A 24780-nucleotide genomic window follows, 5' to 3' on the forward strand; every position below is an offset into this window, starting at 1 on the left:
TGCGGATTGCGCGGCAAAGCGAGGCCTTTGGCCTCTCCATTTCAACATATTCGCATCTTGTAGCCATGCCAAATGCGAATATGTATTATGGGAACATTTTCTCGCGGCACTGAGGATAGATCCAATTGGCCTACGGTAAAGGAAAGACCAAGGACATGTTGAAGCGGATGGCTGACCTCGGCCGCCCGGTGATGTCCGATAATCTGTCCGAGCTACGCAGCCGCTGCCTTGATATTACCGGGCAAATGGCCAAGGCCGGATTCTCAACTCACGTGACGGACCCCGTTCCAAATGGGAAAGATCTTGATGCCACCATGCTGAGAATGCAGCGAGATCTGATCAAAGCCAGCGTCATGAATGTTGTCTGGATCGAGAAGTGCCGCCTGCTTGCGAAATCAGCAATCACAGAGCAAATGAAACGTCGGCAGCGCAATCTCTTTGGCCGTTTTCGCCATATCGATACAATCGGGGATCGGAAGCTGCCAGATGGCACCGCCCGCCTGATCAATCTACCAGAAGAGTGGTCCTATCGCCTCGGTGCCGATGACGTAGCTGAACTGAAGCAGCTTGCTGAGACCATGGACTTCCACGAGGTCATCGACTTCTTCGGCCGACTTCATGCTGGTGAGACACCGGGCAATCTCACGGATATGCAGCGCGACGCGCTTCTTGCTCTCATGAGCCAGGTCCAGGAACGCTTCCAGTGCCCGGAATGGGGTCAGGAGGCCGTGATTCAGCTGCATCTCGACTATCGCTGCATCAAAGGTACCAAGCAGGCCCTCAGCTCGGCTCTCGAGGCAATTGGCAGCGGGTTGGGCCAAGGGCGCCCTGCGGCACATCACATTGCCCTGGCATCGCACACCGCGCGTGGCGCAGGGATTTCTTTGGAGATCAGGCTTGCGCCGGGCACGGCCCAAAGCATTCATGAGCATCATGACCCGGACCGTCCATATAGACTGACCGGCCTGGCTTTGGAACTTGGGCCCGAGGTCGCACAACTGCGGGGCATCCTGGCACGCCCCAAGGTGACTATGGATCTGTCAGAGATCACCCATGTCGTCGCTGAAGACTTCGGGTTGGTGGATACTTCAAGCCTTGTGGTCCTGGAATTGCCGGGATCGATTGATCCGGAGACACTGCCGTCCGTGAACAAGACGAAGACGCAGGCGGAGAAACACCTCTCCAACAACGTCTCCGGAGAAGAGATCCGGCTGGTGGAGTCGCTGCAGCTTTCCGGCCGTAACTTCCTGGTGCGCATCAATGAGATGGCAGGTGCCGTGGATCAGCTCCGCTCCGAGATCGATCGCAGCTACAACCGGCTCGACCGGATCCGCCAGGAAATCAACCGACTTCTCGGTCGTGACCTGCGAGAGATGGTGGAGGAGGCTGTTCTAACCGCGCCACGGGGCCTGAATGCCGCAGATGTCGACCGTCTATTGCGAATGCATGGTCGTTTCTTCCGCCTGCTGGGTGGGATCGGCAAGATGAAGGCGCGGCGCCGCAGCATCTACCGCTCCCTGGCCGGCCTGAAGAAAAGCTGGTTCGGGTATGTGGCCAATATCCGCATGCGCCTGGCCTCGAAATACCGGGCCCTGGTAGTGAGTGAAAAACTCGACTACCAGGTCATTCCGACAGATAAAACCAGCTACAAGGGCCGGACATTCAACCGCATGATCAATAATGGCGCGAGGGCGCAGTATACCTCTCGTGCTGACAACAAATTGGACTGGAGAGGCATCCCGCAGATCAAGATCCCGGCGTTCTACACGAGCTCCACCGACTGGCGGAACGGCCATGTCGACAAGGCACAGCGACGTGGTGAGGTCTTCACTGCCGCAGCAGATGGAGCGCGCTGGCACGCAGACCTGCATGCGGCCGAGATGATCGGGCGCTGGTTGTTTCTCCGGCCAAGGAATACGGCAGCTCAGGCTGCCGCGTGACAAATGTTCCCCATCGACGTCGGAGGGCTCAATGCCAGCCGGCGGCGATCATGGGAAGCCCCTTCCAAACCACTGTATTGGTGGGGGTAGTTCACTAAACCAATCACGCATACACGGGTACCGTTGACTGATCCCACCTACGCGTCGCCTCTCACGAATGATACTAAATAGCCTCCAGCGCCATGCGCTCAAACTCGGGAGAGAACGTGTTGACAAAACGTTTCATCGCTTTGGCTGCATCCTGATCAATAAAAGCCATCTCGACAATCGCGCAATCGAGACTATCGCGGTCCGCCAACATCTGCGGCGGGAGGAAGCCGCGGAGGACTTCGACGTAAGGTTCGCCCCGCGCGCGTCTCTTTACCAGTTCCAACCGCAAGGCGTCGATGCCCCCCACTTCGTCGCGCTTCGGCTCGACATTTCCATCATGCATCATATCAATTTCCTTTCTCTACTGTGCGATGTGATCTTTTACCTATGCGTAGAATACGATGATGGAAGGAAAGCAGATGGGCTTTTCCAAAGTTATCCACATAAGACCGCAAATGCGGTCTCTCTCCGTAGATTTGACAAACGACATGACAGGACGCGCGCACTCGGGGAAAAGTCCCAACGCGCTCCGCACCTTCTGACCCCCAAAAGTGTCACAAGCACCGACAAATGGTAAATATCATTATTTCAATGACTTAGGGAATTTTCTCTCCTTTGTCACAAGATCTGTGACAGGCTGTAACAAAATCTGTGACATGGTTTTTTCTTTATAAATCAATGAGTAAGAAACTATTTATATATATCTGTCACAAGTCACAGATATAAATATATACGTATACACACACACACGCGCACACGCGCACGCACGCACACATATGCGCATGATATACATTCCTAGGTGTGACATGTGACAAACTGTAAGTCATTGACTTTAAACAATACCCGTGTCACACCCTGTGACAGAATGCAACGCTACCCGAAAATTGTCTCTTAAAATCAACAACATACCAAAATATCCCCTCGGGTCCACTTTTGTGGACCTCTCTCCCATTTCAATGATCAATATTGCGAAGGGGGCGCGGCGCAGAGCACTTGCCGCCCTACCCTGTTATGACCGTTTACGTTGTTGGCGCGCTGATACAATCTTAACATTCGTACCCTCATTTTTCCCTTGGTAAAAACCGAGTGGAGAGATATGGAAATTTATGAAATGTGACGTGAAATATTTCAAAGCTTGAGACAGCGCCTTTCTTCAAGGAGATATTTATGCGGAATACGACTGCGGCGGACGTCGCTCTTGAAGCGGGGGTTTCGCGATCGGCTGTGTCCCGCGCATTCCGTCACGATCGATCTTTGAGCGAGGACAAACGGGTCAGGGTTTTGGCCGCCGCAAACAAGCTAGGTTACTTGCCGCCCTCCGCGCAGGCCGTCGCGCGCCTCGCAGACAAGACGATCACGTTAGTCGCAGCAGACATGGACAATCCATTTTATCCGCTGGCGGCAAATGCGTTGTCGCAGGCGATTCACGCGACCGGACGGCGACTCATCTTGCATGCCGTACCGCCGCAAGAGGACGTGGACAGCGTCCTGAGACAGGTCTTGGACTACAAATCGGAAGCAGCCATCGTAACATCGTCGTTAATGTCGTCACGCATGGCCCGTGATTGCCGCGCGCAGAACATGCCGGTCATCCTTTTCAACCGGGTTCAACCGGATCGGCGCATGACCGCAGTGACCTGCGACAACTACGGTGGCGGTCGGCTCGCCGCCGAAAAGTTTATCAAATCTGGATTTAGAAAGATCGGCATGGTTGGCGGTCGGGTCAATACATCGACCCACCTGGAACGAAATCGGGGATTTTGCGATCGACTTGCAGAGGCCAACATACCGCTCTCGGTGACGGTTTCTGGCGAGTTCAACTATGATGTCGCTTTCACAGTGGCGCGAGAATTGTTGATCGCAAACGACCGCCCCGAAGCACTCTTCTGCCTCAACGACATTATGGCGCTGGCGGCCATTGATGCCGCGCGGGTCTTGGGGCTGCGTGTTCCCGAGGACCTAGCGGTCATTGGGTTCGACGATATTCCGATGGCCTCATGGCCATCCTACGGGTTGACGACAGTACGTCAGCCGCTCCGCCAAATGGTTGCGGACACGTTGGATCTCATTCAAGCGCAGCTGTCCGATCCAGAGGTTTATGGAACAATACGTATCGCACCTGTTCGCCTGATTGAGCGGGATAGTGCGTGAAATAATTTCAAACATAAATGCAATTATTGAACAATGATTGGCATCTCGCCTAGGTGGTCCCAAATGCTTTTTGAAAGGACAGCCCAATGGCAATCGCATATCTCAAGACTGGCAAACCTGAAACAGAACGCGCCGAAGATGACGCAAAGGTTCGCGGAATCGTTGAAACGACCCTCAAGGATATCGAGACCCGCGGCGACGCAGCGATCCGCGAGCTATCCGCGAAATTCGACAAATATGAGCCGCAGAGCTTTTTGCTGAGCCAGTCCGAAATCGATGCGGCGATGCAACAAGTGTCGACACGCGACATGGAAGACATCCAATTCGCTCAAGCACAAATCCGACGCTTTGCCGAAGCGCAACGCGCCTCGATGACAGATGTGGAGGTCGAAACCCTACCCGGCGTGATCCTTGGCCATAAGAATATCCCGGTCCAATCCGTTGGCTGTTACGTGCCGGGCGGCAAGTTTCCTATGGTTGCCTCCGCGCATATGTCGGTTCTAACCGCCTCGGTCGCGGGCGTTCCGCGCATCGTGGCCTCAGCCCCGCCCGTGAACGGCGCCCCCCACCCCGCCATTGTTGCCGCCATGCATATGGGCGGCGCCCATGAGATTTACGTCCTCGGGGGCATGCAAGCTGTCGGCGGCATGGCAATCGGGACCGAAACCATCAAACCCGTGGACATGCTTGTTGGCCCTGGCAACGCTTTCGTTGCAGAAGCCAAGCGCCAGTTGTTCGGCCGTGTTGGCATTGATCTTTTCGCCGGACCGACCGAAACAATGGTCATTGCGGATGAAACCGTAGACGCGGAACTGTGCGCGACCGACCTGCTGGGACAAGCGGAGCACGGCTATAATTCACCCGCCGTTTTGTTGACGAACTCGCGCAAATTGGCCGAGGATACGCTAGCCGAGATCGACCGCATTCTCGCTATCTTACCAACCCGCGACACCGCATCGGTCAGCTGGGCGGACTATGGCGAAGTGATCGTATGCGACACTTATGACGAAATGCTCAAGGTCGCGAATGATATCGCCTCCGAGCACGTCCAGATCATGACCGACCGCGACGATTGGTTCCTTGAGAACATGCACAGCTACGGGGCGCTCTTTCTAGGGCCGCGTACCAACGTAGCCAATGGTGACAAGGTGATCGGCACGAACCATACTTTGCCAACCAAGAAAGCGGGACGTTACACTGGCGGGCTTTGGGTCGGAAAATTCCTGAAAACGCACAGCTACCAGCGCGTCGTCACTGACGAGGCCGCCGCTCTGGTAGGCGCATACGGCTCGCGTCTCTGTATGCTCGAAGGTTTCGTCGGCCATGCCGAACAATGCAATGTCCGCGTACGCCGCTACGGCGGCCACAACGTTCCCTATGGCACCGCCGCAGCACATCATGAGGCAGCAGAATGAGCGTTGCGCCATCCTTCCGACTGGACGGAAAACGGGCGCTGATCACCGGTGCGGGGCGCGGCATAGGCCGCGCCATCGCCGAGGCCTATGCCGAAGCAGGCGCGGAGGTCATCCTTTGCGCACGCACCAACGACGAAATCGAGAGTTTGGCGCATAGCTTGCGGGCTCAGGGTGACAAAGCCTCGCCTTTGGTCTCTGATGTGACCGATATCGCCGGTTTCGCTGCTCTCGTAGCGAACCTCCCGCCTGTCGATATTTTCGTCAACAACGCAGGAACCAACCGACCCAAACCCCTCTCCGATGTAACCGAGGACGATTACGGCACGGTGTTCGACCTCAACGTGAAGGCGGCGATCTTTGCCGCCAAAGCGGTGTCGACCGCTATGGTTGCCGCACACGTGCCAGGCTCAATCATTAATATGTCGTCTCAGATGGGCCACGTCGGCGCAGCCAACCGCACGCTTTATTGCGCCTCCAAATGGGCTATCGAGGGCTTTACCAAGGCACTCGCTGTCGAACTTGGCCCCAAAGGTATTCGAGTCAACACCATCTGCCCAACCTTTATTGAGACACCGATGACCAAACCATTCTTAAATGACCCCGATTTCAAGGCTTCCGTTCTCGACAAAATCAAATTGGGCCGGATCGGGCAGGTTGAAGACGTTGCCGGAGCCGCGGTGTTCCTTGGCTCCGACGCGTCGTCTATGATGACTGGTAGCGCACTGATGCTCGACGGTGGATGGACGGCCGACTAGCCCTGCAATGTTAACCTGAACGTATTTCGTCCGACGGATCACCGGGTGGCCACGCCATCCGTGGGCGTAAAAAGACGCTCGCGCTGCGCCATCCGCATTCCAACAGACGAGTTTAAAATTCGACCCTAATCCGGCCAATTGTGGGGTCTATGCGTCTCACAACACCTTCGATGCGCTGTATGAGATTTTTCTCGATATAGTCTTTGAAAAATTTGCTTGGGACCATGAGTGTTAAGGCCCCCTGCCCTTCCTCGATTACCTTGGCATCTTTGAGCCAGTTGTCCACGATATGCGGTGAGATACGGTAGAGCTCGGCTTGGGCCTTTCCCCATACATCAGACCCGAATGCAGGCGTTAGACCCTTTGAGAAGGCCACGACGTTGCCGCTGTCCTGTGGCGCGACGCTAGGTGTGAGACGTTCCACGAGATCAGGCCCGACGTTCTCCCACGTCGCTTTGGTATCGGCCATAATCACGGCTACATCCAAACCATAGACGGCCACCCTACCCCGCACACCGGCGCGTTTCTCAACCAACCAGCCCAAAGCACGGAACTTCGCCATTTCACGCTTTACGGTCCGCTGATCTACTGACCACATCTTTGCGATCTCTGCTTGGCCAACACAAAGCTCATCGCGCTGCCAGTTGTAGCGCGCTGTAATCAGAGACATTAGTCTCAATACGCGACGCTGGAGATGCTTGTCTTGTGACAGTGCATAGGTCGCCAATACTGTGAGAATGTCATATTTCCGAGCCGAGGCGTTTTGCCCGACTGCCTTTGCTACGCGCAAATCCGTGCCCTCACTCATTGCCTTGGGTTCAAGGCTGCCTCGATATCGGGAACTTGTGCCCCGTTTAGAACGCCGAGCACTATAGAAAGAGATAAGATTTAAGACCGACCTGCCGTTTGAAATGGCTGACTTCGGTAAACCCAACGCTATTTGCTCGATCTACGCCATTTGCGTCCAGTGCGTCGATTCTGTCAAGAGCGGAGTGGTCGAGCCCGTGGATTTTCTAAATTCTAAAATCAAATCTTCAAAAGATAAATTGGTATCAATGGTATTGGGGGACAGCCTGGATGTCACCTTATCCGCGAGTTTTGTCACCCTATTTGTCGGTAGGGTACTCCTCCTGTCCCCCTAAATCTAGTGTCGCGAACTAGGGGGATTGGCGCGAGACAGCGGGTTTTGTCCGTCTGGTCCCCGAATCGCCCCCTGCCCTGTTCTTATGGCTTTTTTTGTCTGGGTTTGTTTGTTTCGCCAGATTGTAACTTCTCTTTTGCAATTTTGGCAAATCCCGCGTATTTCAGGATATGTAAATAATCTACGTCCGCAAAAGAGGCTATTCGCTGATGTACACTCATGAAGATCTTGAACGACTACAGGCGCAGTCGCTCAAAATGCAAAGCTGGATCCGCAAGCAGACCTTTAGTCCCGAGATGGAAAAGACGCTTCGGCGCTTCTCGTCTTGGGAGGTGTCTGAGCTGATCTTCAAGATCAATCAATCGACCTTCCGTGGTCGCTTGGCCGCGGAGCCAGACCTTCCCGGCGGGGAAGTTGAGGCGGATGGCCGTCAGCGGTGGTTCTCTCTTGATGAAATCAATGAGCTGCGCCGCAAGATGAAGGTGAACCGCAAGACCCTTATGCCGCCGCGCCCTGCAGGCAAACGTGCCTTCCGCGCCGCCATCGCGAACTTCAAAGGCGGGGCGGGTAAGTCCACCGTTGCCCTGCACTTCGCTCATGCCGCAGCCCTCGACGGTTACCGCGTGCTTTGTGTCGATTTCGACCCGCAGGCCACGCTGTCACACTCTATGGGCCTGAATAGTGTCTCCGAAGATCACACCGTTTGGGGCATCATGGCGCGGGATTTGATCCGCGAAACGGACCGTATGAATGCCTCTTCTCAGGGGGCTGCAAGTGGGACCGCCCTGCCCCAACGGCGTATTCCGTCGTCGATCCGTGATCTTGGTCTCGATCAGTTGCGTGTCGCTGATTTCATTCAGGCTACGGCATGGTCGACCATCGATATTGTGCCGTCCTGTGCCAATGCCGCCTTCGTCGAGTTTGCCTCTGCCCAGTACCGTCACCTCAATCCCGAGTGGACGTTCTTCGCAGCCATGTCGCGCTACCTCGACTCCCTGCCTGATGATGCCTACGATTTGATCATTTTCGATTGCCCGCCTGCTATTGGCTATCAGTCGATGAATGCCGTGTTCGCTGCGGACATGCTTTATGTCCCGTCTGGCCCTGGCTACTGGGAATACGATTCCACAACGTCGTTTATCGGTCAGTTGGCCGAGGCATTGGGAGATTTGTCGGACGGCTATCCGGGGTCCTTCCCCGCGGGGAAGGTTAAGTTGCCGAAGACCTTTGCTGACATCAAATTCCTCATGACGCGCTACGAGCCCAATAACGAATTGCACAGTGCGATGTTTGAAGCTTTCCGAAAGGTCTTTGGCGAGAGAATGGCGGAGCACCCGATTGAAATGACTCGCGCAGTCGAGCAGTCGGGACGGTTTTTGAGTTCGGTCTATGAGATCGACTATCGCGATATGACGCGCGAAACTTGGCGTCGTGCGCGGGCTACGTTCGATCGGGCTTATGACGAGTTCAAGCAAACAGCGCTGACCGCGTGGGAAAAGGTGGAGACGAATGATGAGTAAAAAACGCCGCGTATTTGACATCGATCTTCCCGATGACGTTGAAGTTGATACCTTCCCCGCGGGGAAGGTCGCTTCCCCATCCGAGCCAAAGCGCCGTGGTCCTATGGCCGCCGCAATCACCGAGAATGCGGGCAGCCTGCGCGAGCGTGAAGAAGTTGCCGCGAAGATCCGTGCCGAGAATGACGCCTTGGCCCATGAACATGTGCGGCTCAAGGGGCTCGGTCTTGTAGCGGAAATGATCCCGCTCGACAAGATCGAGACCTACAAGTTGACCCGCGACCGCGTTAAGGGAGACGACTTTGAACTGGCCGAATTGGTTGCGTCGATCAAGGAGATTGGCCTGTCCAACCCGATCCGTGTCGAGGCGCGTGAGGATGGGCGCTATGAGTTGGTGCAGGGGTTTCGGCGCCTGAGTGCCTACAAGCATCTCTTGGCTGAAACGGGCAACACTGATGCGTGGGGCGCGATTCCTGCCGGAGTTGCCGCGACGGGGGAGGCCTTGGAAACCCTGTACCGTCAGATGGTCGATGAGAACCTCGTGCGCAAGGATATCTCCTTTGCCGAGATGGCGCAGCTTGCCATTCACTATGCGGCTGATCCTGCGACGGCAGAGAATGATCCAGACAAGGCGGTTGCAACTCTGTTCCAGTCTGCGGGGTATCAGAAGCGCTCGTATATTCGGACGTTCATTCGCGTGATGTCGCTGCTCGGTGATGATCTTAAATTTGCCCAACACATGCCGCGCTCTCTTGGCCTAGCGCTCGCTGCTCAACTGGATGCGGACCCGTCTATTGCGGGCGCAATTAGAGCCGAACTCGGCCCATTAGACTCTCGAACGGTGCGGGAGGAGTTGGACCTGTTGCGGCGCTATGCGGGCGTTATGGATGCCAAAGAGGCGGCAACTCCTGCGCCGAAAGGGCAGGGGGGGCGGACGTCATTGCCGAAGGCCAAGACAACATTTCAGATCGCGCGAGCGCAGGGCAAGGCCAAGTGTACGGCGGGGGCAGGGCGGTTGGAGATTCGTCTCGACCGCGATTTCTCGACCATTGATCGGCGCAAGCTCGAATCGGCTGTTCGAAGCCTGCTCGACGAGATCGAATAGGGCTGATGTGAGTAACCTTCCCCGCGGGGAAGGTGCTGCTTCGCGCGTTAGGGGCATAGAATAAAGGGTATTCTGTTCTCGTTTTGTTCGTTTTGCGCGGAGCAATTCAAACTGAAACGACTGCCGCTTTGCGTAGGCAGCTTTTTGCCTGTTTGTGTCCCGTGCTCTTGTTACAACAATTGGTCGCGTTTTGACGAAATAAACTCGATTCGACAGTGGCGAGATTGAGGCGTACAAACTATGGTCTGCACAAATATTCGCCACTGTTTGGATGCCCCATGTTTTTGACTCGTCTCTCGGTCGCATTTTGCGCTGTTCTTTTTCTTAGCTCTTGTGGCGTGACCTATACGGCGCAGACAGTGGGTACGGAGGACACGCCTCTGGATGTGAGTGTGGTGCCGTTGACGCCCGAGAATATCAAGGTGGCAAACCGGTCAAGCTATACGCCGCGTGCTTTGCCTGCCGCGTTTTTCGCGACGGCCGGAGCAGGGGGCGCCGTACACGGGCGTGGCGCATTGCCTCAGGCTCCGACGGTTCCAAATCTGACACCGCCCGACGAGATGGTGTTGCGCGTGCCGCCAGAGGTTCAATCGGGCCCTTATCAAATCGGTATTGGCGATGTCGTCATTCTTGCGACGCGGGCAGGGGGCAATTCGGTAGAGCAACTTACGGGTCTCTTGGCTGCGCAGCGTCAACGCCAAGGATACACGGTGCGTGATGACGGTGCGATTGCTATCCCCGAAGTCGGTGCCGTCGCCATCGCGGGCCTGACGGTCGAAGAGGCGGAAGACCAAATTTTTCAACGCCTGGTGCAAAACCAGCTGAACCCTGAGTTTAGTCTCGAGGTAGCGGAATTTAACTCCAAGCGCGCAAGCATTGGCGGCGCTGTTGCGAATTCTGTCATCGTGCCAATTACACTGTCGGCGTTGCACCTTGATCAGGCGATTACTGCTGCGGGTGGTATTACGCTCAAGAACAATGAGTTTGGCGTCATTCGCATTTACCGCGATGGCACGCTCTATCAAATTCCGCTCGATGATTACTTCTCGACGCCAAGTTTGCAGAAAACCAAACTGGCAGACGGTGATAGTGTTTACGTCGATACGGATTATGACCTGACCAAAGCACAGGCGTATTACGAGCAAGCTATCAATGCACTGGACCTGCGACAGCGGGCGCGGACGGCGGCTTTGGCCGAACTGCAATCCGAAATCTCCATGCGTCGCGCCGAGCTGTCAGAGCGCCGCGAGATATTCAATGCGCAGTTGGCTGCCAATGCCGTTGAGCGCGATCATGTGTTCCTCGTCGGTGAGGTGGCAAAGCAATCCCTTGTGCCGCTGCCTTTCGAGCGCACGGCGAGCCTGTCCGAGATTTTGTTTGAAACGGGCGGGTTCTCAACAACCACAGGGAACCCTGCGCAGATCTATGTTTTGCGGCCAGCGGAAGATGAACAGGTCATAGCCTATCACCTCAATGCCAAGAATGTCGTGAATTTAACGATGGCATCGCGTTTAGAGCTGCGGCCAAATGACATTATTTTTGTAAAAGCCCAACCGATTACGACATGGGGCAGGGCGCTCCAACAGGCTCTCCCAATCCTCCTGAACCAAGGCGCGGACGCGCTGTAGGTGCGCAATTGATCGGCTAAGTTTGGGAAGAAGAGAAGCAATAGGTTAGTAAATCAGTCATTGTAGAAATCAATTCTGCGAAGTGAGTAAATAATGTTTGTTGAACGACTGTTGGCGCTTCCGCGCAAAACGAAACGTATGATTTTGTTCGCGATGGATTTGGCGCTGATTGTCGTTAGTCTTTTTGCGGCACATGCTTTGCGCTATGGCATGTTCTTCCCGCTCCCGATGGTGAAAGACAACTGGATTTTATTTGCGTCCATGGTTGTCATTGGCGGGGTTATTTTGAATGTGATGCGCCTGCCGCGTGTCAAACTCCATGCGATGGAACATGGCGTAATTTTGCGCTTGGGGGCGACGGCCATTTTGCTGTCACTCTCTGCAATGTCGGTGTGCTTTATCTTGGATTTACCAGGGCCGCGGTCCGTTCCTTTGATTTTTGGGGCGCTATTCTTTTTGTTGGCGGTGCTGGCCCGTGTGAGTGTGCTTTCTCTTTTGATTACGATGGGGGGGGAGCGTAAGGCGCGTGTCCCAGTGGCCATTTATGGCGCCGGATCGGCGGGCATCCAACTGGCGGCGGCGTTACGTCAATCCCGTGAAGCGCGGCCGATGTTTTTTATTGACGATAACCCGAACCTATATGGGCTTTTGATCAATGGTCTGCATGTTTACGGCAAGGATAGTCTTGAGAGCCTGATCGAAAAGCACCGGATTGAGCGTGTTCTTGTTGCGATGCCCTCAATTGGCCAAGATGTTCGGTCTGTGATCGTCAAGCGTTTGGCTAAGATGTCGGTCGAAGTTATGGTGTTGCCGTCATACGTCGACATCATGGCTGACGGTGGCATGATCAACGCGCTGCGCCCTGTGACGCCCGACGAGCTACTGGGGCGCGAGAAGGTTGCGCTTGATATCCCGGAAATCGCGAAGGCCTATGCAGGGCGCACGGTGATGGTGACGGGGGCAGGCGGATCAATCGGTTCTGAGCTGTGTCGCCAATTGTTGAATTGCACGCCTGCCAAGATCGTTTTGTTCGAGCGCAGTGAATTTGCACTCTATGCGATTGATCGGGACCTGCGAGCGCTTGCTGCTCAAATGGGGCTGTCTTTGGAGATTGTGACACGGTTGGGCTCGGTGACGGATCGCCAGCGCGTGCAGGCGTTGGTCCGTGAAGAGGGGGTCGAGATCATCCTGCACGCCGCCGCCTATAAGCATGTGCCTCTGGTGGAAGAGAACGAGCTTGAAGGTGCGCGGAACAATGTCCTTGGGACAAAGACCGTGGCCGAGGTGGCATTAGAGGAAAAGATCGAGCGGTTTATTCTTATCTCGACGGACAAGGCGGTTCGTCCGACCAATATCATGGGGTCGACCAAACGCATGGCTGAATTGGTCGTGCAAGACCTACAGACACGCAGCACGGATACCAAGTTTTCCATGGTGCGTTTCGGGAATGTTTTGGGGTCATCCGGTTCGGTTCTTCCTCTTTTCGAGTCTCAAATTCGCGCGGGCGGACCGGTCACAGTGACGCATGAAGAGGTCACACGGTTCTTTATGACAATTCCAGAGGCCAGCCGTTTGGTGCTTCTCGCGGGGGCCTATGCGGAGGGTGGCGATTTGTTCGTGCTCGACATGGGTAAGCCACAGAAAATCATCAACATTGCACGTCGCATGATTAATCTGTCCGGCCGCACCGTCAAAGATCCCGAGACGGGTGAGGGCGATATCGAGATCAAGGTGGTGGGGCTGCGCCCTGGTGAGAAACTCTATGAAGAGCTTTTGATTGATGACGACAGTCTTGTCGCCACGCCACATCCGAAAATTATGCGCGCTCAAGAGAACATGCTGTCACAGGCCGACGTTACGGCCATGCTGCAAGAGATTTCAGCCGCCATTGAGGTGGATGATAGCAATCAGTTGCGTGAGGTCATCCAAGCGCGTGTCGAAGGGTATCATCAGCCCGCTCAAGACACATAAGCGTTTCGCTCCGCTGGCGGTGCGGATCGACGCCACCCAAAAGAAAGCCCCCGACACATATCGCGTCGGGGGCTTTTTGTTGTCTGGTAGGGTAGGGGACCTAAGCGTCGTAATACCCGCCGCCGTAGCTTGAATAGGCGCCGTAGGATTCGCCATAGCCGTATTTCTTCATGCCCTTGGGGTCGATCTGGGACAGGACGAGGCCGGTGGGTGTGAGGTTCACGGTTGCAAGCTCGCGCAGGGCGGCAAGGAGTTGGGTCTTGGTCGTGCTGTCCCATTTGACCGTATACATGATCGCGTCGCAATGCTGGCCGATGACGCGGGCATCGGGGACCACGAGAACGGGAGGCGTGTCGATGATGATGTAGTCGTAGAGCGCGCGCATCTCCGTGAGGAAGGCTACAAATTTATCCGAGGAAAAGATGTCGGCGGCGTTGATGTGGGAGACCTGACCCATGAGAATGTCAGCGCCGAGGTGCTCGCTTTTGACGATGGCGTCCTTGAGTGTGACATCGCCCGAGACGACGGAGAGGAGACCATGTTCACCGGCCTCGGATTTGAAGTAGTTGTCGAGGGTGCGGCGGCGGATGTCGCCCTCGATCAACAGCACAGACTTGCCCATGCCGGTGAGGTTTTGCACCAGGGAGATCGCCTGCGTGGTTTTGCCTTCGCCGGGGATGGTCGAGGTGGACATGATGACCTGTGGCGGATTGTCGACATTGGATAGAAGAAGCGACGTCCGCAGGTTTCGCACCGCCTCAACCGCAGGCGAGGTCGGCTTGTCTTTGAGATATTTGATAAGATCGGTGCGAGCCGTCATCGGGAAGACAGGAATCTGACCGATAACTTGCACCCCAGTGGATTGCTGTAGCTCGTCTGCATTGCGGAAGCCATTGGCGCGCATTTCTCGCATCAAGACAACACCTGCGCCGACCATGAGGCCGAGGATCAGGGAGAGCGCTGCAATCATGCTGGTGCGGGGGGCGACTTTTCTACCGTCGATGGCGGTGGACAGCACACGGGCATCGGGCTGTTGGATGCCTTGCTGGATCGTGGTTTCTTTCAATCGCGTCAGGAAAGTATCGTAAAGCACCGATGTCGTATCGATTTCGCGTTGTAGGCGCTGCAATTCGGCCAACATGGTGGCCTGTTCATCAACGCGTGCTTCCATGTCTTCAATAGTTGAGGTGATGGCGGCAACCTGTGCGTTGCCGCGCTCGACGTCTTTTGCAGCACTCTCAATGAGAAGGTCGAGGCGTGCGTTAAATTCGCTCCCTTCGGCCAGTACCGTTGTGGGGGCTCCTTGGGTGGACAGGCGGCGCAGAACCTGATCTTGCGTGAGGGTCAGGATGGCGTCGATATCGCCAGAGGCAGCGACGGCTTTCAACTCGGTGAGGCGGGCGATGGCGCGGTTGGCGTCGTTTTGTTCACTGATGAGGCGTTCACGAAGTTCGCGCACCTGAAGGTTCAGCGCCTGTAGGCCCTCGTCGTTGATATAGTCCGCTTCGGCTGTCTGGATTTTGAGTTCGTCATTGCGCGTTTGCAATTCTGCCTTCAGTTCCACCACGCGCGCCGAGAGCCATGTGACGGCATCTTCCAAAGTTTCAAACTTCACGCGAATTTGGTCTTCGCGATAAAGTTGTGCCAGAGCATTGGCGATTTTCCCTGACTTTTCGGCATTCTGTGTCGTGACAGAAATCGAGATGATGAAGGTCGACCGCCGCACGGATGCAGAAATTGCACGTCCGAGGTTTTCAACGATCTTGTTGGTAATTTCTTGCTCTGTGTAGGTCTGATCATCACCCCCCAAGAGGCTACCGATGAACGATTTCGGCCGGATGGTCGGATTGAATTCCGGATCATTGACCAGATCGAGTTCGGCCGAGAGGCGCTCAAGCAGATCGCGTGATTTGAGAACTTCAATTTCGGTGTTGAGAGAGTCACTGTCAGAGGAGACGCCAGACATCACCGACTCGATGTCGATCACCGATGGACCATTCTCTTTTATGGCGAGCGTGGTGGTCGAGGTGTAGATCGGAACGGCGACAAATTTCGCATATGCGACCCCCAAGCATAGCGCGACTATGGCGCAAATGATGATCGTGACCTTCCCGCGCCAAAGCGTGCCCAAAAGCGCCCCAAGATCAATCTCATCATTAAACTCATTACTTTGATCTGCCACAAACTCGACCTTTCTTTGTCGTTACGGTGATACTTCGCCACCTGTGTGTGCTTTTATCAGGACACGCATAAACATCAATCATAGTAAGGAAGTGTTGAGGTGGAAACCTACCGGTGCGACTGTGTGAATTCCACGTCGCCTCCGGAAAAGACCGCAGCCGTCAGGCGTCCCGTGGCATAGGCGCCCGTATCAATACTGACGCGGCTTCCTTCTATCAAAGGTTGATCGACAATCGTGTGGCCATGCACAATCCAATGGCCATCAAGGCGTGGTTGTTTGCGAAATTGTGGATGCCCCCAGATCAAAGGTTTTTCGCCTTGTTCCTCAATGGGGCGGGCCGGATCTGCCCCCGCGTGGATCGCATAAAGGGTGCCAAATTTGGCGTAGAGCGGGCGGTTGGCTAGCCAATTGATGACCGTGTCACCCATTGCGAGTGCAAGCGCGTCGCGCATTTTGGTCATCTCGGTTTGAGTCCCCGACACGCCATAACTTGCAATGGTCTGAAGGCCGCCGTTGCGCAACCAACGGGCGCCGCGTTCCTCTGGTGCATCAAGAAAATCCAGACACATGCGCTCGTGGTTGCCCATCAGGCAAGTGGCCTCCGGCATCTCCATCAGCATCTCGATCACCTGACGGCTTTCCTCGCCGCGGTCGATGTAATCACCAACGAAAAGAAGCTGTGCGTTCGGGTGATCGGTGTGGAGCGTGGCGACTAGTTTGGATGCAAGTGTGGCGCAGCCGTGAATGTCGCCGATGGCGGCAATGGGGGAGGGGACAGAAAGGGGCAGAGGTTCAATCTCGACGATCGGATCGGGCGTTTGTGATTTACCAAAGAGGCGCGATAGGAAACCTGCCATTTTATGAACCTTCTTTTGAGACCGAGGATCGCTAGGATGCGACGTTCTTTAAACTGTTTCCGAATGGAAATGCCACGATTTTCCCCGCGACATCTTTGCTAATTTCAGAGCTCATCGTGTCTTCGGAGTGTTTAGATGTGGAGTAAAGAGTTAAGATCCGTGTCGTGGATAAAGTAGTCGGGGTGCGCCTCCACGACAGATTTGACGTGTAATTGCAGGCCCGTCAGGTGGTGCTCCATGGCTGCGCTTGCGCTTGCGCTTGCGGTGTCGCGAGCCTCGATCGCAGCAACAACTGCCGCGTGTTCTTCGATTACCATCGTCATGCGTCCGACTTCAGGAAGGGTTAGGCGGCGGAAACGATCAACTTGCAGCTTGATGTTCTGGATCATCGTCCAAAGTCCGGGAAGCCCGCCGATCACGGCGACGTGCTCGTGAAAGTCTTCGTCTGCAAGGTGAAAGTTTGGCATGTCGCCTTGCGCGGCCAGTTCGCGCTGTCGCTCCAGAAGCGCATGGAGTTCAAGAATTTGACTACGCGATGCCACTTGCGCGGCAGCGCGGGCGGTCGCACATTCTAGTGCGCAGCGGGCAATTAGCGCCTCTGGAAGGGCCGAGACGGGAATGCGGGCGACGAATGTGCCTGACTTCGGGACCACTTCCACAAGGTTCTCGCGCGCGAGTCGCAAGATGGCTTCGCGTATCGGGGTGCGGCTGACACCGGATTGTGCAGCAAGTTCTGTTTCCGAGATGGGCGTCCCCGGGGGGAGGGCCATGGAAATGATGTCGTTGCGAATTTTCTGATACTGGCTCTGAGCCAATGTTGGCGCGGCACCTAATGGGAATCGTACGCGGCCAGTGGGCGCTGTGTTTTGCGCGCGTTTTCTGTGTTTTGGCACCTGAAAGTTACTTTCTGTTTGGGTCATTCATTCAGGGTATCCACTTACTTCAGAAAAGGAGCCGCTGCAAAAGTGCCTTGTCTTTTGCCTTAACTTGTATATTAGATATGCAACATACCGTCAACTACGTCGGGAGGACGATCAGATAGACGGTCAGATCAGCCCATCGAAGGGCGTTAAGGGAGAGAAAGATGTCGATACGAAATTTTGCTTCAATTTTAACGGCTGGGTGCATCATGCTGTCTGGCACAACAGCAGCCTTTGCGGCGGAAACACTGAAATGGGCTCACGTCTATGAAACCGGTTCCGCATACCACCAAGTTGCTGAGTGGGCCGCTGATGAGATCAACAAGCGCACCGAAGGCCGCGTGGACATCGACGTTTTCCCTGCCTCAACTCTGGGTAAAGAGGTCGAGATCAACGAAGGGCTCGGTCTTGGTTCGGTTGATATCATCTACACAGGTCCAAGTTTTGTTGAGCGCTATTACGGTCCGATTGCGATCTCTGACTATCCGTTCATCATGCGCGGTTGGGATCACTGGCTGTCGTATCGTTCAAGCGATTTGTTTTCCGAACTGTCTGAAGGTTATCACGACGCGACAGGGAACCAGGTGCTTGGTCTCGTTTACTACGGTCAGCGTCACGTGACCTCCAACAAGCCAATTTTGAAGCCTTCGGATATGGAAGGGCTGAAAATTCGTGTTCCGAACTCTCCTGTTATGTTGATGTTCCCGAATGCGGTTGGCGCCAACCCGACGCCGATGGCCTTCTCCGAGGTTTACCTCGCACTTCAGCAAGGTGTGGTTGATGCCCAAGAAAACCCGCTGCCAACTATCAAGTTCAAAAAGTTCTACGAGGTTCAGTCGAACATTAACCTGACAGGCCACATTTTGAATTCGTTGCTCGTGATTGCCTCGGACAATGCGCTTGATCGTGTTGGCGATGACGAGGCAATTGTACGTGAGGTTTTGGAAGATGCTGCACTAAAAGTGTCGAAAGAGATCTATCAATCAGAGCTTGATCTGGTTGCGTGGTTCCGCGAGCAGGGCATCACGGTAAACGAAGTTGATAAAGGGCCGTTCCAAGATGCGGTGCGTCCGATGCTGACTGGCGATGATGTTCCATACACGATGGAACAGTTCCGTCGGCTTGGCGAGCTGTAAGCTCTTTCAACTGAATGTCAGATATGAATACTCACAAACAGTCGGTGGAGGGGCGCGCGGAAGAGACGCGCCCCGACATCACGTTCACCGATTCAGAGGTCGATACCTCTGATTTCGGTCTCACTGATCTGCCGGGACTGATTGCTTTATGGTTCTTGGCGGCAATCGTATTCCTTCAATTCTTCACACGTTACGTGCTCAATGACAGCTTGGCATGGACCGAGGAAATCGCGCGATACATCCTGATTTTGGTTGCGTTCTTGGGCGCCATTTCGGTCACCCGCAAGGGGACGCACATCTTTCTCGAATTCTTTTATCGTTATCTGTCACCGAGCGCTGGTAAGTGGTTGGCGGTACTGATGGAGCTGTGTTCGACCTTGTTCTACGGCTACCTTACATGGCTGGCAGTGGAGTTGGCACAGAAGACAAGAACCAAAATGGCATCGGTCGAAATTCCGAAAAGCCTGCTCTACTGGGGCGTTGCTGTGTCCCTCGCGGCAATGACGGTGTTCTCCATCTATTGGCTCGTACGCAAGATGCGCCAATCCCCTGAGGATGTTCTGCGCGAGCTTGAAGAGCATTCACTCCACGACGTAACCAACTGACAGGCGGCATTCCGATGACACTTATCCTTCTCTTTGTTCTCTTGTTCCTGTTGCTGATTGCTGGCGCGCCGGTGGCGGTGGCTCTTGGAATTTCATCGTTGGTTTTTATCATGCTCGATGGTCTGCCCAGCGTTGTTGTGCTGCACAACATGGTCAACGGGATTAACTCCTTCCCCTTGATCGCGGTGCCGTTTTTTATCATGGCAGGCCATTTGATGAATTCGGCGGGCATCACCACCAAGATTTTCGCATTTGCGCGCGCGACCGTGGGCTGGATGTATGGCGGATTGGGGCACGTCAATGTCGGCGCCAGCGTGATCTTCGCCGGCATGTCCGGTGCGGCTGTTGCTGATGCCGGAGGGCTCGGTAACATCGAGATAAAGGCGATGCGCGAAGCTGGCTATGATACTGATTTCTCGGTAGGCATTACGGCTGCATCTTCGACCATCGGGCCGATTATTCCGCCGTCTTTGCCATTGGTGGTTTACGGCGTGATTGCAGACACTTCTATCGGTCAGTTGTTTGCCGCCGGTCTGATCCCGGGGCTACTCATGGCGTTCGCGCTCATGCTTATGGTCGCTATCTTTGCCAAGATTAGAAACTATCCACGCGATGAACGGTTCCAAGTCCGCTTGTTCCTGACAACACTGTGGCACGCAATCTTGCCGTTGTTCACACCGATGATCATTGTCGGTGGGATTCTCACCGGTATATTTACCCCAACCGAAGCCGCTGTTGCAGCTGTCGCCTACTCGTTGTTCTTGGGGCTGTTTGTGTATCGCACTCTCAACCTGAAACGTATTTTGCGGGTGTCGATGGATACGGTTGAAACGACAGCCTCGATTATGATGATTGTCGCGGCGTCGTCGATTTTTGCCTGGATTCTTACGGCAAATCAGGTCGCACAGTCCTTTGCAGAGTCCATGTTGGGCTTCACCGATAATCGAGTTGCCATTCTTCTGATCATTATGGTGATCGTTCTCATCGTCGGGTGTTTCATGGAAACCTTGGCCGCGATCACCATTTTGACTCCAGTGCTGCTCCCTGTTGCGATGCAGATCGGTATTGATCCCGTTCATTTCGGAATCATTTTGATTTTGAACTTGATGATCGGGTTGCTGACGCCGCCTGTTGGCTTGGTGCTCTATGTTCTGGCCAAGGTTTCGGACGTGCCGTTTGAGCGTTGTGTGACTGCGACAGCACCGTTCCTCGTTCCCTTGGTGATGGTGTTGCTGTTGTTGACCTTTGTCCCTGCCTTGTCGATGTGGCTGCCGGAAACCATTTACCGATAGAGCGCTTTTCCAGTTTTCACATTGGTTTAGTAGAGCACATCAATAGCCGTCGCCCGTCATGATTTTTGTGACGGGCGGCGGTTGGATTGAGGAGAGTTAGCCGATGAGTTCGCTCATCTCTACCACGCGGTGTTCCGCGATGGAGAGTTGTGCGGCCATGCCCATGAGGACGGCCATTTTCCCGTCGTTGAGCGAGACCTCTGGGGCGTCGCGTTCGCCGCGCACCAGTTCGAGGAATTTTTGGTGCTGGTAGAAGGTGGAGCCGTTGTGATCGCCCGCCGCTAGTAGGGCGGGGTCCACGGGGATGTTGCGGCTTTCGGGGCCTTTGGGAGACCGCGGGCTGACGATAAGTTTCGGCACGGGAGCGGCACCAAGGTGTTCGGGCCAGAAGCGACCGGGGCCGGGGACGTGGGCTTCGATCTTGCCCTTTGGTCCGACGGCGCTGACCTCTTCTTGATATTCCGCGCCTTCAGCGAACATGCATAGTTCGAGCATGGCACGGGTGCCGTTTTCGAAATCCACGATCACATAGCCATTGTCGAGAATGTCGGGTGTTGCGCCGTTATAACTCTCGTCGAGGTGGTTTACGTCTTGTCCCCCCGAGGCGCTGACGCGGACTGGTTCGCTTTGCAGTGTCAGGCGCATGAGGTCGAAGAAGTGGCAGCATTTCTCGACAAAGGTGCCGCCCGTCTGGTGGTTGAAGCGATTCCAGTCGCCGACTTTTTCGAGGAAGGGAAAGCGGTGCTCGCGGATGGTGAGCATCTTGATGCCGCCCGTCGCATCTGCGGCGTTGTGCAAAAATGCGGCAATCGGCGGCATGTAGCGATATTCCATCGCGACCCAAACGGGGGCGGGATAGGTCTCGGCAAAGGACTGGATACGGGCCACATGTGCGGGATCGGTAAAGAGCGGTTTCTCGACCAAGACGGGCAGGGCGCGTGTCGTTGCGATCTCTTCAAGCTGCTCCATGTGGCGGAAATTCGGGCTTGCGATCATCAGGCAATCGAGCGCGTCAATGGCGAGCAGCTCCGCAATGCTGTCCACGAAAACGGCATCAGGTGCGAGGCGCGCGGATCGGGCGCGCATTTCCGCGTCGGGCTCGAAGATGGCGGCGACTTTCGTGTCGGGCAACAACGCGATGTTTTGCAGGTGTTCCTGTCCCATCATGCCGCAGCCGATGATGCCGTAATGCGTTACTTTTGACATTGTGTCTCCTATTGCAAGCGCTGCACGTAGCGCGCATTTTTTGTGTCAAACCATGTGCGTGAAAACTCGACGGGGGCGGGATCCTGTGCCCAGCTCAGCCGCTCGATGTAGCCCGCGATGCCACCAAGCGGGACGCCGAATTCTTTTGGGGCCCAATCGGGTGTAGGGTCTATCGAGACGGAATCGACCGCGCGGGACACCCAGAATCCGAGTTTCTTTTGATAGTAGAGGTAGAGGGAATCGGAGAGCTGTGCGGGGTCAACGCGGCCACTGTCGGCATCGAGCCAAATTTCTTCGACGGCGATAATAATGTTGTCGAGATAGCGCAGGCGGCGAATCATCGACGCGTGATTTGATGCCCCGAATTCGGGAAGGTCAGCGGGTTTTTCGCGATACTCCACGGTGAGGATGTCTGCCGACGGAAGGCCGCCCCCCGTGGGCAGTTCGAGGCGGAACATCGAATAAATTGACCGTGCATCCGCGTTGTAGCGCACGTAGTTCCCCGACCCCTGAATGCGCTCCAACATGCCGTTTTTTTCAAGCTCTGTCAGAGATTTACGCAAAGTCCGCACCGTTGTTTTGTAGGTCGCGGCCAAGCTGCGTTCGGGCGGAAGGCGCTCCCCCTCTACATAGCGACCACCCGCGATATCGCGCATGAGAGACTCGCTGATCTGCATATAGATCGGGAGGGCTGTGTGTCCGTCTTTGCTGTGCATTTTTGATGAGACCATCTGTCGCAGAAAAAATTGATGCACCATTGATCTACATCAAAGCGGCTGCTACGCAAGAGAAAATGTCACGGAGCATTAGGGAGAAAAGTGATGACGGTCGTGCCCATTACGTCAGCGGATTTAGATGCAGCCGAGGTGTCCTGGTTTGCGGCATTGTGTTCCGATGACTATCAGTTTCTCGGAGTTCCTGACGGGGCGTTGCGGTCATCATGGTCGCATTGCTCGAATATCGTGAAGACGGCCGAGGCGCAGGGATTTCGCAACATTCTGTGTCCTTCCTCTTATCAGGTCGGGCAAGACACGCTGAGCTTTGTGGCGGGCTGTGCGCCGATCACCGAGAAGATCAATATGCTCGCCGCTGTGCGTTGTGGCGAGGTGCAGCCGATCATGCTGGCGCGAACTATCGCGACGCTTGATCACATGCTCGAAGGGCGTTTGACCGTGAATATCATTTCCTCCGATTTTCCCGGTCAAACCGACCCGAGTCTCTATCGCTACCAGCGCTCGCGTGAAGTGGTCGAGATCCTCAAGCAGGCGTGGACACGGGACGAAATCAATCACAAGGGCGAGATTTACAATTTCGAAGGACTTACCACCGATCCTGTGGTGCCATATCAGACGGGCGGGCCGCTGCTCTATTTCGGGGGCTATTCACCTGATGCGCTCGACCTGTGTGGCGAGCATTGCGATGTCTATCTGATGTGGCCTGAAAAGATGGAAGAGCTAGAAGGGCGTATGAAGGCCGTGAACGCTGTTGCAGAGAAATACAACCGCACTCTGGATTACGGTTTGCGTGTGCATGTGATCGTGCGCGACACCGAGGCCGAGGCCCGCGAATATGCCGATTACATCGTTTCCAAACTAGACGACGAGCAGGGCAAAGCCATCCGCGAACGCGCCTTGGATTCCAAGTCGTTGGGCGTGAGCCATCAGGCCAAAAACCGCGATGTGGCCGATGATGACGGCTTTATCGAGCCGAACCTGTGGACAGGCGTCGGGCGTGCGCGGTCGGGCTGTGGTGCGGCTCTGGTTGGCTCAACCGATCAAGTGCTCTCGAAACTGGAAGCCTATCAAAAGATGGGTATGCGGGCCTTTATCCTGTCGGGCTATCCACACACCGAAGAGGCGATGCATTTCGGCCAGCGCGTGCTGCCGCAGATGAAGACCTGTTCGTTGCCCCATGAATACGGGCGCGTTCCCGCGTCTACACCCGCAACACCCCTCGGTAACGGAGTGCGTCGCTAATGGACCGCGTTCAACTGACAAAAGATCTCGATTTCTCTCGCATCGTCTATGGCATGTGGCGGATTGGTGATGACGCCGATACCTCCCCCGCTCATGTCGAAGCGAAAATTCAGGCCTGTCTCGATCAGGGAATTACGACCATTGATCAGGCCGATATTTACGGCGGCTACGCGGCGGAGGATGTTTTGGGCGGAGCGCTGCGTGCGAACCCTGCGCTGCGACCTCAGATGCAGATCGTCACCAAATGCGACATCGTTGCACCGATGGGGCGCTATGCGGACAAGCGGGTGAAATACTACGACACCTCCCGCGCGCATATTGAGGCGTCTGTTGATTACTCGCTCAAAGCAATGGGCATTGACGAGATCGACCTGTTGCTCATCCACCGCCCTGATCCGTTGATGGATCATCATGAGACGGGGGCGACCTTGGACGATCTCGTGGCGTCGGGCAAAGTGCGTGCTGTGGGCGTGTCGAATTTCAAGCCGTGGGACTGGGAGCTGCTGCAATCCGCGACCAAGACTCCGCTGGCCACGAACCAGATCGAAATTTCACTGAGCGAGATTTCTCCTTTCACCAATGGCGATATCGCGTTCCACCAAAAGAATGGTGATGCGATGATGGCATGGTCGCCCTTGGGCGGCGGGAGTTTGATGACAGACGCTAAGGGTCTGTTGGCCGAGCGGATGGACGCGCTGGCCTCTGAGTATGGTGTTGATCGTGCAGCGATTGCGGTGGCGTTCTTGCTGCGCCACCCGTCGAAAATCCTTCCGGTTTTGGGAACCAATAACTTGGACCGTATCAAAACACTTGGCGCGGCGATGTCGGTCAACTTGGACCGTCAAAGCTGGTTTGAACTCTACGAGGCGGCTCTGGGCCATGAGGTTGCATAG

At 55.2% G+C, this 24780-nt stretch carries 20 protein-coding genes and 1 pseudogene; 13 read left to right on the forward strand and 8 right to left on the reverse strand.

Annotated elements, in window-relative coordinates:
• Positions 1 to 125: 125 nt before the first annotated feature.
• Positions 126 to 1940 (forward strand): hypothetical protein, encoded by a 1815-nt coding sequence (locus ACN0TS_RS15995; RefSeq protein WP_417260366.1) that lies wholly within the window; start codon positions 126 to 128, stop codon positions 1938 to 1940.
• Positions 1941 to 2103: 163 nt separating this feature from the next.
• Here ACN0TS_RS15995 and ACN0TS_RS16000 read toward each other — a convergent pair whose 3' ends face one another.
• Positions 2104 to 2376 carry a hypothetical protein gene (locus tag ACN0TS_RS16000; protein WP_417260367.1) on the reverse strand — a complete coding sequence of 91 codons (273 nt, stop codon included), beginning with the start codon at positions 2374 to 2376 and terminating at the stop codon, positions 2104 to 2106.
• A gap of 821 nt (positions 2377 to 3197) precedes the next feature.
• On the opposite strand from ACN0TS_RS16000, the gene ACN0TS_RS16005 reads away from it, so the two are divergent.
• From ACN0TS_RS16005 to ACN0TS_RS16015, 3 genes are all read left to right on the forward strand, one after another.
• Complete coding sequence (locus ACN0TS_RS16005) at positions 3198 to 4181, forward strand: LacI family DNA-binding transcriptional regulator (protein WP_417260368.1); 984 nt, start codon at positions 3198 to 3200, stop codon at positions 4179 to 4181.
• Between the two features lie 86 nt (positions 4182 to 4267).
• Positions 4268 to 5596 (forward strand): histidinol dehydrogenase, encoded by a 1329-nt coding sequence (gene hisD / locus ACN0TS_RS16010; protein WP_417260369.1) that lies wholly within the window; start codon positions 4268 to 4270, stop codon positions 5594 to 5596.
• A complete protein-coding gene (locus ACN0TS_RS16015; protein ID WP_417260370.1) occupies positions 5593 to 6351 on the forward strand; it encodes an SDR family NAD(P)-dependent oxidoreductase in 759 nt (252 codons plus the stop codon). The genes hisD and ACN0TS_RS16015 overlap by 4 nt, the downstream gene beginning before the upstream one ends.
• 112 nt (positions 6352 to 6463) lie before the next feature.
• On the opposite strand, the gene ACN0TS_RS16020 is transcribed toward ACN0TS_RS16015, so the two are convergent.
• Positions 6464 to 7021 carry a DnaA N-terminal domain-containing protein gene (locus tag ACN0TS_RS16020; RefSeq protein WP_417260371.1) on the reverse strand — a complete coding sequence of 186 codons (558 nt, stop codon included), beginning with the start codon at positions 7019 to 7021 and terminating at the stop codon, positions 6464 to 6466.
• Between the two features lie 680 nt (positions 7022 to 7701).
• Here ACN0TS_RS16020 and ACN0TS_RS16025 point away from each other — a divergent pair.
• The 4 genes from ACN0TS_RS16025 (at position 7702) to ACN0TS_RS16040 (ending at position 13713) form a co-directional block, all read left to right on the forward strand.
• Positions 7702 to 9012 (forward strand): AAA family ATPase, encoded by a 1311-nt coding sequence (locus ACN0TS_RS16025; protein ID WP_417260372.1) that lies wholly within the window; start codon positions 7702 to 7704, stop codon positions 9010 to 9012.
• Positions 9005 to 10114, forward strand: coding sequence for a ParB/RepB/Spo0J family partition protein (locus ACN0TS_RS16030; protein WP_417260399.1), 1110 nt, complete (start codon positions 9005 to 9007; stop codon positions 10112 to 10114). The genes ACN0TS_RS16025 and ACN0TS_RS16030 overlap by 8 nt, the downstream gene beginning before the upstream one ends.
• Positions 10115 to 10473: 359 nt before the next feature.
• Complete coding sequence (locus tag ACN0TS_RS16035; RefSeq protein WP_417260373.1) at positions 10474 to 11742, forward strand: polysaccharide biosynthesis/export family protein; 1269 nt, start codon at positions 10474 to 10476, stop codon at positions 11740 to 11742.
• A 93-nt stretch (positions 11743 to 11835) separates the two neighbouring features.
• Positions 11836 to 13713, forward strand: coding sequence for a polysaccharide biosynthesis protein (locus ACN0TS_RS16040; RefSeq protein WP_417260374.1), 1878 nt, complete (start codon positions 11836 to 11838; stop codon positions 13711 to 13713).
• Positions 13714 to 13813: 100 nt separating this feature from the next.
• Here the strand turns inward: ACN0TS_RS16040 and ACN0TS_RS16045 are convergent, their stop codons facing one another.
• The 4 genes and pseudogenes from ACN0TS_RS16045 to ACN0TS_RS16060 form a co-directional block, all read right to left on the reverse strand.
• Entirely contained in the window at positions 13814 to 14458 is a 645-nt protein-coding gene (locus tag ACN0TS_RS16045) for a tyrosine-protein kinase family protein (RefSeq protein ID WP_417260400.1), read from the reverse strand.
• Between the two features lie 168 nt (positions 14459 to 14626).
• Positions 14627 to 15895 (reverse strand): annotated as a pseudogene (locus tag ACN0TS_RS16050) (GumC family protein); the annotation flags it as partial.
• Positions 15896 to 16002: 107 nt separating this feature from the next.
• The gene (locus ACN0TS_RS16055; protein WP_417260375.1) at positions 16003 to 16752 is read right to left on the reverse strand and encodes a metallophosphoesterase family protein; all 750 of its coding nucleotides are present in this window, start codon (positions 16750 to 16752) and stop codon (positions 16003 to 16005) included.
• A gap of 131 nt (positions 16753 to 16883) precedes the next feature.
• A complete protein-coding gene (locus tag ACN0TS_RS16060; protein ID WP_417260376.1) occupies positions 16884 to 17672 on the reverse strand; it encodes a GntR family transcriptional regulator in 789 nt (262 codons plus the stop codon).
• Between the two features lie 164 nt (positions 17673 to 17836).
• On the opposite strand from ACN0TS_RS16060, the gene ACN0TS_RS16065 reads away from it, so the two are divergent.
• Genes ACN0TS_RS16065 through ACN0TS_RS16075 form a run of 3 tightly spaced genes read left to right on the forward strand, consistent with a single transcriptional unit; the run spans position 17837 to position 20705 of the window.
• Positions 17837 to 18808: a sialic acid TRAP transporter substrate-binding protein SiaP gene (locus tag ACN0TS_RS16065; RefSeq protein WP_417260377.1), complete on the forward strand. Its 972-nt coding sequence runs from the start codon at positions 17837 to 17839 to the stop codon at positions 18806 to 18808.
• A gap of 23 nt (positions 18809 to 18831) precedes the next feature.
• The gene (locus ACN0TS_RS16070; RefSeq protein ID WP_417260378.1) at positions 18832 to 19413 is read left to right on the forward strand and encodes a TRAP transporter small permease; all 582 of its coding nucleotides are present in this window, start codon (positions 18832 to 18834) and stop codon (positions 19411 to 19413) included.
• 14 nt (positions 19414 to 19427) lie between these two features.
• Complete coding sequence (locus tag ACN0TS_RS16075) at positions 19428 to 20705, forward strand: TRAP transporter large permease (protein ID WP_417260379.1); 1278 nt, start codon at positions 19428 to 19430, stop codon at positions 20703 to 20705.
• 96 nt (positions 20706 to 20801) lie between these two features.
• Here ACN0TS_RS16075 and ACN0TS_RS16080 read toward each other — a convergent pair whose 3' ends face one another.
• On the reverse strand, positions 20802 to 21911 hold the full coding sequence (locus ACN0TS_RS16080) for a Gfo/Idh/MocA family protein (RefSeq protein WP_417260380.1): 1110 nt from the start codon (positions 21909 to 21911) through the stop codon (positions 20802 to 20804).
• 8 nt (positions 21912 to 21919) lie between these two features.
• Entirely contained in the window at positions 21920 to 22627 is a 708-nt protein-coding gene (locus ACN0TS_RS16085; RefSeq protein ID WP_417260381.1) for a GntR family transcriptional regulator, read from the reverse strand.
• A 105-nt stretch (positions 22628 to 22732) separates the two neighbouring features.
• Here ACN0TS_RS16085 and ACN0TS_RS16090 point away from each other — a divergent pair, with 105 nt between their 5' ends.
• Positions 22733 to 23887, forward strand: a complete 1155-nt coding sequence (locus ACN0TS_RS16090) for an LLM class flavin-dependent oxidoreductase (RefSeq protein WP_417260382.1) — start codon at positions 22733 to 22735, stop codon at positions 23885 to 23887.
• Positions 23887 to 24780: an aldo/keto reductase gene (locus ACN0TS_RS16095; protein WP_417260383.1), complete on the forward strand. Its 894-nt coding sequence runs from the start codon at positions 23887 to 23889 to the stop codon at positions 24778 to 24780. Before ACN0TS_RS16090 ends, ACN0TS_RS16095 begins: the two co-directional genes overlap by 1 nt.

The organism is Celeribacter sp. (genome assembly GCF_048266405.1).
Lineage (GTDB): Bacteria > Pseudomonadota > Alphaproteobacteria > Rhodobacterales > Rhodobacteraceae > Celeribacter.